This is a genomic window from Raoultella sp., assembly GCF_039594335.1.
In the GTDB taxonomy this organism is placed as follows: domain Bacteria; phylum Pseudomonadota; class Gammaproteobacteria; order Enterobacterales; family Enterobacteriaceae; genus Klebsiella.
Map to the genome: position 1 here is coordinate 1 of NZ_JBCNNS010000162.1, position 8,014 is coordinate 8,014.

The window sequence follows — 8,014 nt, forward strand, 5'->3', positions numbered from 1 at the left end:
GCACAGCGCCGAGGATCCTTGCCTCACGCACTGCCTTTGTCGCCGACAGCCAGCAGTACGCCCTGCAAGTCGCCGAACCGGGATTACGCCAACAGGCGGCGGCACATCGCGCCGCCGGGTATGAAATAATCGGTGACACCGTCACCGATTATCTGTCACAGCTGGATGCCCACGTCGGCGATGTCGAACATGTGCAGGCGTCTCTGGCGCGGGACAGCGTGCTCGCCCGCGTGACTGATATTTCGTTCCAGGTGCACTCCGTTGAGCCGTCGCACCATGACACGCTGCGTTCCCTTGAACTGATCGCTCAGCATATCGCCCCGCAACTAAGGTAGGAGTCACCATGACACTGAGTCAGGATATTTTGGCAGAGCTGGCAGAGATTTCCCCGGATTCCCCGTTAGCCGAGGCCCGGGCCGTGCGTGATGCGGCGACCCGCCATGCGCAGGGCAGCTATGAGGTGCTGTTCAGCCAGCAGGATGAGGATTTTCCACCCGATGAGCGTTTTGCCGTTGCCGCCAAAGTCGCGAAGCTGCATCAGGACGATGCGTTGGCCGCCCACTATGCCGGTTTTGGTCTTGCCGACCCGACCTCTGCACGGCTGACCCCGGCGCTGGCATTTGCCCGCTTGTTAACCTTCAGCCCGGTGGAGGCCACGCCTTCGGCGTTACAGGCGCTCACCCGCGCCGGTTGGACCCCGCGCGCGGTGGTCACCCTCGCCCAGCTGATAGCTTTCGTTAGCTTCCAGAGCCGGTTACTCAACGGCCTGCGCTTATTGAACGGAAAACCCTTTACCCGCGCCGATACGCCGGTGGTGGCCGGTTTCTGGCATACCACCCGGCAAACGATCAGCGGCAAGCCGGCACCGGGACATTTCACCCGCGATGAGCTGAACTGGGAGCCCTGGCTTGAAGCCAAACCGCTGGAGGCTTTCAGCGACGACGAACGGGCGATTCTGGCGAAATTTGGCCATACGGATTCCCCCTATTTTCGGCTGCTGGCACGCAATCAGCCGGTGCTGGAACAACGCACGCTGACCGACAAAGGCATCTTCTACACGCCTGGCGGTCTGCCGCGCGCGGAACGGGAGCTGGCCGCCACAGTCGCCAGTAAGGTTAACGGCTGTATTTATTGCGCATCGGTGCATGCCCGCAAGGCGGCGCAGTTAGCAAAAGATGAGACCGCGATAGAAACGCTGCTGGCGGTGACGCCGGGGGAAACGTTGAGCGACGGCCAGTCGCCGCGCTGGCGGGCGGAAATAGATTTCGCCGCCGCCCTTTCCGTCACGCCGCCAGCCCTGACCGCAGCGCATCTCCATGGTCTGCAAGAGCAAGGTCTTGACACCCTGGCCCAGCTCGATTTACTGCAATCGGCGGCCTTTTTCGCGTGGGCTAACCGACTGATGTTGACCCTCGGCGAACCGTGGGAAAGCGATTAATCCACCGCGCCCGCCGCCAGACGGTTCCGCTGGCCGCGGGCGTAAATCAACAGGGATGTCATGGCCAGGAAGGAGAGTAATGCTGCCGGGAGCGCGATCGTATTCCAGCCAAAGCCAGAGGTGATCATCATCCCGCCGCAAAATGCGCCGATCGCGCTGCCGAGGTTGAAGGCGATCTGCCCGCCAGCCGCCCCCAGCATCTCTCCGCCCCGCGCATTCTGCAGCAATAAGATTTGCAACGGCGCCGCCAGCGCAAAGAGTCCGGCACAGCACAAAAATGCCAGCAGCAGCGATGCCGCTTTATGGTCACCAAAGAGGAAGATCAGCAGCATCACCACCACAACGGCGCCATCGGTGGTGGCTGCAATGCGCAACGGACTGTAGCGAGCGGAGATTTTTCCGCTCAGTAGATTACCGATAACCATCCCCAGCCCCACCACCATCATGATGGCGATCATCGCGCTTTCGGAAAACCCGGAAACATGGATCATAAACGGTTTGATATAGCTAAACCACGTAAATACCCCGGCGTTGCCAAACAGGGTCGCGGCAAAAATAAGCCACGGTGCAGGAGACGACAAGAAGTGAAACTGTTCCCGCAGTCGCGTCGTGGATTGATCATAGACCGTCGGAACCCACCAGAAAATCGACATCAGCACCGCTACGTTGAAGAGTGCGATACCCAGAAAGGTGTAGCGCCAGCTGAACTGATGCCCCAGCCAGGTCCCGGCAGGGACACCAATCAGATTAGCAATGGTCATACCGGCAATCATCCCGGCCACTGCGGCGGTCACTTTGCCCGGCGGCGCTACCTTCGACAGAATAATCGCCCCGACGCCAAAAAAGGCACCATGTGGAAAGCCGGACACCAGTCGACCTGTCGCCAGCATGAAATAGCTGGAAGAAAAGGTAAACAAGGTATTCCCGAGAATGCAGAGCGCCGCGAGGAACAGCATCACCGACTTTAATGAAAAGCGGCTGGAAATCAGCGCCATCACCGGCGCGCCAATCACCACCCCAAAGGCATACCAGGCGATCATATTGCCGGCGACAGGAATCGAGATCCCGACATCGTGAGCGATCTCCGGCAGCACGCCCATAATGCCAAATTCCGCCATACCCAGGCCGAACGTGCCCAGCGCGAGCGAAAAAATCGTCTTTTTCATTCAGTTAATCACGTATTTTGAATTTTCGGCCGGCATTATTGACCATTCGGGATCGGCAAACCAGACAAAAACGTGCGCTGACTCGTTTGTCCATGAAATAGCGCGAACCATTCATGTGAGTCATAGTCTGTCAGAGAGCAACCGCCTTAGCGCCCTTCAGCGCGCGAAGGCGTTGCTCACCACACGGGCAATGTTCGGGAGACAGTCCAGGCGGTCTAATAGCAAAGAGTCCGCAAACGGTAGGCGCTCGCCTGCGCAATGAAAACAAAAAACCGGTCCAAATCTGGACCCGTTCTCTTCCTGCTGGCGTGACGCCTCGCCGACTTCGTCAGATAAACCGCAGAAATGTCATTATGTCCGCCAGTCTCGCCCGGGATGATTACACTTACCGTACACAAGTCCCCTTTCCCCACGCAGAACGGAGCAATAGCCATGGGAAACAACAAGAAGGCCAAGGGTGTAGCGGGTTCGAGCAAAATGAAGCCGCTTGACGATAAAGAGTATCAAAAAGCGCTGCGCAAACTTCACGTTGAGCTGGTTAAATTGCAGCAGTGGGTGGTCAGCCAGGGACTCAAAGTCTGTATTGTCTTTGAAGGCCGCGATGGCGCCGGGAAAGGCGGTACTATCAAAGCGATCACCGAGCGGGTCAGCCCGCGTATTTTTCGGGTGATTGCCCTGCCGGCCCCTACCGACAAAGAGAAGACGCAGCTCTATTTTCAACGCTATATCCCTCATCTGCCGGCCGCAGGCGAAATCGTCATTTTCGACCGCAGCTGGTATAACCGGGCCGGCGTTGAAAGGGTGATGGGGTTTTGCACCGCCGACGAAGTGGAGAAATTCCTTGCCGGGGCACCACTGGTGGAACGGTCGATGGTGGAGTCTGGCATCATCCTGCTCAAATACTGGCTGGAGGTGACGCCGGAAGAACAAGAGCGTCGCCTCCGCGACCGCATCGATGATGGGCGCAAAATCTGGAAATTATCGCCGATGGATATCAAGTCGTTTAACCGCTGGGATGAGTACACGCAGGCCAGGGATGCGATGTTTGCCGCCACCGACACCGCCTGGGCGCCGTGGTTTGTCGCCCGTTCGGAAGAGAAGAAGCGCGTGCGCCTGAATATCATTACTCATCTGCTGTCGCAGATCCCCTATAAAAGCGTGCATACCGAACCGGTTAAATTACCCAAACGTAAAATCGGCAAAGTGAAAACCGCCGATTATCCTTTCCGTTTTATTGCCGAGCGCTACTAATGAGGTCAGTTTGGATATCGAAAATGATTGTACGTTAAGGCTATTTTAAACCCTTTCTACTTTAGCTGGTCGCAAGCAACGAAACTGACCGGAAACCGGTGTCCTGTTGCTTTTCCAGATATAATCGCCTATCAGATTGGTATGCTCTCAGCCTAATATTTTGGTTAGACCAAGATTGATGCCGTCCGTAAGGATAGCGGTGAGAAGCAGCCAAATGTCAGGACGGGTAACGTCATTTTTTATATGCGAAAAATGTCGAGTAAACTTCGTCCAGCTGTTTACCTCTTCCAGAATTTCCATGATTTTAGGACGTGGTAACCAGACACTATACCGGCAATCAGAAACGGAGAATTTTGGTTAAGTTGTAACTGTTGTATGATGCCAGTGAGTATAACCGCCTAAATATTGAGGGATTAATGATGGCAACAGCACTGGCCTGCCTTGGCGATATAACAAGTTACGGCGAAATTATTTCAGCGACTGCGTCCTGGTTCGAAGGAAGTAAAGCAATAGCCCGGACTGGCGACAAGGCATCATGCAGCAAATGCAACGGGTATTTTGAAATCCTTGCCTCCGCACAGCACTGGACAGAAGAAGGCAAAGCATATGCTGCCACAGGTGACAGAGTGCTGTACCGTTGCCCCGATCACTATGTTTACGGTTCAGCCACGCAGTCTACCATAAGTTCCGAGATCCAAACTGACTCCTACTAATCGCAGATTCCGCCTTGCCCGCTTCGTCTACTGCTGCCGGGGTGGGGAAAGTCCCCCCCTTTCTGGTGAGCTCAAATCGACAAATTCGCCGTTTACCTCAACTTAACTTCAGGTATTACGCTTAACGCATCCCCGTCAGACAACGATAAGGACATGATATGCATGAGATTGACAGCGGTTTTACCCACGTCGCCTTTATGGTGCGGGATCTCGACAGGAGCATTGATTTTTATACCCGCTACACCGCTATGCAAGTGATTCACCATCGCTCGCCGGATCTTCCCTCCGCTCGCCACGTGGCATAGTTAAGCGATCGTACCCGCTTATTCGCCCTGGTGCTGGTGCAAGCGGATGAGCCGACCGATACCCCACTGGGGCCGTTTGGTCATTTAGGCGTCGCCTGCGCGACAAAAGAGGAGATCGACGCGAAAACCGCGATGGCACGGCGGGAAGGCGTGCTGAGAAAGGAACCGGAGCAGCTTGGCGAACCGGTGGGCTATTACGTTTTTTTCAGTGACCCGGATGGCAATACACTGGAACTCTCTTACGGCCAACGCGTCGGGCTGGAAGTCCTGCGTAGCGAGATCTGAAAACCCATGGCGCGACCCGGTCGCGCCATGACACGATCGGCAACGGCATGTTGCGGTACCTTCCGTACTGTACTCACAGCAACGCAATGACGTTTCCATCGCCATTGAATCGTTCCTTACGCTTTCTCGATGTTGACCAGAAACGCTTTGTACTCCGTGGTTTGGTCCAGGTGTGGAAATGCTCGGTCAGGCGATAGGTCGTCCCCACGAACGGGAATGTTTTCTCCATGCAGGATGCGTGTTCATCGCGAGGGAAACTAACAGCAATGCCTCCGTTTTTATGCGTCAAATCACTGTCGAAAACCGTCGCCCCCTAAATAGTCAAGGCCAACGAATATCATTACCCCCTTTGTTTATTACGCGCGAAGGAAAACAGGGGCCAGACGGAATGAAAAAGTGTTATAAATCGGCTCTTGATGAATATCGGTGTCAGGTTTGACATGGAAAAGAAAAAAGCAACGTTGACCGGTCTCGCTGCCATTGTACTGTGGAGCACGATGGTCGGATTAATTCGTGGCGTCAGCGAAGGATTAGGTCCGGTCGGCGGCGCGGCAATGATCTATACCCTGAGTGGCTTATTACTGCTGGCCACCGTCGGCTTTCCCCGGTTGCGGCAAATGCCGCGCGCCTATCTGCTGGCCGGCAGTCTGCTGTTCGTCAGCTATGAAATTTGTCTGTCGCTGTCGCTGGGCTTTGCTGGCAGTCGCCAGCAGGCGATTGAAGTCGGGATGGTCAATTATCTGTGGCCCAGCCTGACGATTCTCTTTGCCATTCTCTTTAATGGTCAGAAAACCAGCTGGCTGGTTGTGCCTGGCTTATTTCTCGCGCTCCTTGGCGTCACCTGGGTATTAGGCGGTGAACATGGTCTGAATATCGATGAAATTACCCGGAACGTCGTCTCCAGCCCCCTGAGCTATATTCTGGCTTTTGTCGGCGCATTTATCTGGGCGACCTATTGCACGGTCACCGCGAAATATGCGCGCGGCAAAAACGGCATTACCCTGTTTGTTTTATTAACCGCCTTCACTCTGTGGCTGAAGTTTATGCTGAGCGAGCAACCGCCGATGGTTTTCAGCTGGCCGGTGGGCATTAAGCTGGTAATGTGCGCGGTGGCGCTCGGGTTTGGCTATGCGGCCTGGAACATCGGTATTCTCTACGGCAACGTCAGCCTGCTGGCGGCCGCCTCTTATTTTACCCCAGTGCTCTCTTCGGCGCTGGCGGCGGTGCTGCTCAGCGCGGTCCTCTCGTGGTCGTTCTGGCAGGGCGCCGGCATGGTTAGTGCCGGCTCCCTGCTCTGTTGGTATGCCACCCGACGTTAGCCGAGATCGCCTCCGGCCACCGGCAGCGTGACGCCGGTGATATAGCTTGCCTCATCGCTGGCGAGAAACAGGATCGCGTTTGCCTGTTCCGCCAACGTCCCGTAGCGATGCATCAGGCTGCTCTCCACGGTTTGATCGACCACCTGCTGATACCATTCCCGCTCCTGCGCCGTGGGCGTTTCATGATTGCGCGGGGTGACGCGCGCCGGTGCCTCGGTCCCGCCCGGCGCCACGGCGTTGATGCAGATCCCGCTGCCGCTGTACTCCATGGCGATCGAACGGGTCAATGCGTTGACCCCACCTTTCGCCGCCGAATAAGGCCCCCGGTGAATCCCCGCGGTAGCGACGGACGAGACGTTAACAATGCTGCCCTTTCCCTGCTTCAGCATCCACGGCAGCGCGGCGCGGCAACCCCACAGCGTCGGAAACAGCGAGCGACGAATCTCTTGTTCAATCTGATCCGGTTGATATTCGGCAAACGGGCGCGTCCAGATCGTGCCGCCGATGTTATTGATCACCACGTCAAGACGGCCAAAATGGGCGGCTCCGACGGCAAAAGCCTGCTCAGTGCTTTCCCACTGTTCGAGGTCCGCCTCCAGCGCCAGTACCTCGCTGCCGCCCTCGGTCAGCGTCGCCGCCAGCTCGTGGACATAGCGCGAACGGTCGATCAGCAGCAAACGGGCGCCTTCGCGAGCGGCCTGTTCTGCCGTCTGACGACCAATGCCCTGGGCGGCACCGGTAATGGTCACCACTTGATGTTGAAAACGCATCGTTCCTCCTTATGCCGCCGCACTCTGGCTGGCGAGAAATTTTTCGTACCAGAAACCCGCTGGCTGAATTCCCCGCTCGCGCAGCGCGCCGGAGACCGCGTTAACCATCGGCGGCGGGCCGCACAGGTAGATATCGACATCGCCAGCGTTAAGCATCGCGTCATCAAGATGCCCGGTGACAAAACCGCGCTGCGGGCAAGCGCTCTGTTCATCGGCCACGACCGGCAACCAACGGTAGCCAGAAAGCTGACCGACAAAAGCATCCAGCGCTTCGGTTTTCACCAGATCGCCGTCGCGGGTAACACCGTAAAGCAGCGTGATTGGTCGGGTGCTGCCCTGCCGGGCAAGAGTGTGCAGCATCGACAGCAGCGGCGCCAGTCCGGTCCCGCCCGCCAGCATCAGCAACGGGCGTTCTCCGTTGCGCAGATAGAAGCTGCCCATCGGACCGCTCAGGGTGAGACGATCGCCCGGCGCCGCCTGCCACGTCAGCCACTGGCTCATTACGCCGCCGGGCACATTGCGGATCAGGAACCGGCCTTCGCGCTCTCCCGGAAGCGAGCTGAAAGAGTAGAGCGTCGACATCGGTCGCGGAAGTCGTCTCCCAGCATGGGCGACCTCAATGGGCCGCGTACTGCTTAGCGCGCTGGCGGAAGAACAGCTTGACGTGACATTGTCACGCGCAAATCTCATTCGCTACACCCCGCATACGCTGTGTGATTTACCGGGATTACGGCAGGAAATAGCCAGAGTACGTATGCAGGGATATG

At 56.9% G+C, this 8,014-nt stretch carries 6 protein-coding genes and 5 pseudogenes; 7 read left to right on the forward strand and 4 right to left on the reverse strand.

Going from position 1 to position 8,014, the window contains the following annotated elements:
- Together ACZAHD_RS19855 and ACZAHD_RS19860 are read left to right on the forward strand one after the other, a co-directional pair.
- A pseudogene (locus ACZAHD_RS19855) lies at positions 1 to 335 on the forward strand (putative FMN-dependent luciferase-like monooxygenase); the annotation flags it as partial.
- 8 nt (positions 336 to 343) lie between these two features.
- Positions 344 to 1,438 carry an alkylhydroperoxidase domain protein gene (locus ACZAHD_RS19860; protein WP_462458295.1) on the forward strand — a complete coding sequence of 365 codons (1,095 nt, stop codon included), beginning with the start codon at positions 344 to 346 and terminating at the stop codon, positions 1,436 to 1,438.
- On the opposite strand, the gene araJ is transcribed toward ACZAHD_RS19860, so the two are convergent.
- Positions 1,435 to 2,604: an MFS transporter AraJ gene (gene araJ / locus ACZAHD_RS19865; RefSeq protein ID WP_462458296.1), complete on the reverse strand. Its 1,170-nt coding sequence runs from the start codon at positions 2,602 to 2,604 to the stop codon at positions 1,435 to 1,437. The two genes, ACZAHD_RS19860 and araJ, sit on opposite strands and share 4 nt — an antisense overlap.
- Positions 2,605 to 3,036: 432 nt before the next feature.
- Between araJ and ppk2 the strand changes: the two genes are divergently transcribed.
- Positions 3,037 to 3,855, forward strand: a complete 819-nt coding sequence (ppk2, locus tag ACZAHD_RS19870; RefSeq protein WP_462458297.1) for a polyphosphate kinase 2 — start codon at positions 3,037 to 3,039, stop codon at positions 3,853 to 3,855.
- 156 nt (positions 3,856 to 4,011) lie between these two features.
- Here the strand turns inward: ppk2 and ACZAHD_RS19875 are convergent.
- Positions 4,012 to 4,185 (reverse strand): annotated as a pseudogene (locus ACZAHD_RS19875) (Tn3 family transposase); the annotation flags it as partial.
- An 86-nt stretch (positions 4,186 to 4,271) separates the two neighbouring features.
- Here ACZAHD_RS19875 and ACZAHD_RS19880 point away from each other — a divergent pair.
- From ACZAHD_RS19880 to yddG, 3 genes and pseudogenes are all read left to right on the forward strand, one after another.
- Positions 4,272 to 4,568, forward strand: a complete 297-nt coding sequence (locus ACZAHD_RS19880) for a PAAR domain-containing protein (RefSeq protein WP_462458298.1) — start codon at positions 4,272 to 4,274, stop codon at positions 4,566 to 4,568.
- Positions 4,569 to 4,726: 158 nt separating this feature from the next.
- A pseudogene (locus ACZAHD_RS19885) lies at positions 4,727 to 5,158 on the forward strand (VOC family protein).
- Positions 5,159 to 5,598: 440 nt separating this feature from the next.
- Complete coding sequence (gene yddG / locus ACZAHD_RS19890) at positions 5,599 to 6,477, forward strand: aromatic amino acid DMT transporter YddG (RefSeq protein ID WP_462458299.1); 879 nt, start codon at positions 5,599 to 5,601, stop codon at positions 6,475 to 6,477.
- Here the strand turns inward: yddG and benD are convergent.
- Both benD and ACZAHD_RS19900 read right to left on the reverse strand, forming a co-directional pair.
- A complete protein-coding gene (gene benD / locus ACZAHD_RS19895; RefSeq protein ID WP_462458300.1) occupies positions 6,474 to 7,247 on the reverse strand; it encodes a benzoate diol dehydrogenase BenD in 774 nt (257 codons plus the stop codon). The two genes, yddG and benD, sit on opposite strands and share 4 nt — an antisense overlap.
- A gap of 9 nt (positions 7,248 to 7,256) precedes the next feature.
- Positions 7,257 to 7,832: pseudogene (locus ACZAHD_RS19900) on the reverse strand (FAD-binding oxidoreductase); the annotation flags it as partial.
- Here ACZAHD_RS19900 and ACZAHD_RS19905 point away from each other — a divergent pair.
- Positions 7,819 to 8,014: pseudogene (locus tag ACZAHD_RS19905) on the forward strand (IclR family transcriptional regulator domain-containing protein); the annotation flags it as partial. The pseudogenes ACZAHD_RS19900 and ACZAHD_RS19905 sit on opposite strands and share 14 nt — an antisense overlap.

What these genes read in the sequence shown, in the direction of transcription:
- yddG (WP_462458299.1), top strand. Translation starts at nt 5,599, where the DNA reads ATGGAAAAGAAAAAAGCAACGTTGACCGGTCTCGCTGCCATTGTACTG.
- benD (WP_462458300.1), bottom strand. Translation starts at nt 7,247, where the DNA reads ATGCGTTTTCAACATCAAGTGGTGACCATTACCGGTGCCGCCCAGGGC.
- ppk2 (WP_462458297.1), top strand. Translation starts at nt 3,037, where the DNA reads ATGGGAAACAACAAGAAGGCCAAGGGTGTAGCGGGTTCGAGCAAAATG.
- araJ (WP_462458296.1), bottom strand. Translation starts at nt 2,604, where the DNA reads ATGAAAAAGACGATTTTTTCGCTCGCGCTGGGCACGTTCGGCCTGGGT.
- ACZAHD_RS19880 (WP_462458298.1), top strand. Translation starts at nt 4,272, where the DNA reads ATGATGGCAACAGCACTGGCCTGCCTTGGCGATATAACAAGTTACGGC.
- ACZAHD_RS19860 (WP_462458295.1), top strand. Translation starts at nt 344, where the DNA reads ATGACACTGAGTCAGGATATTTTGGCAGAGCTGGCAGAGATTTCCCCG.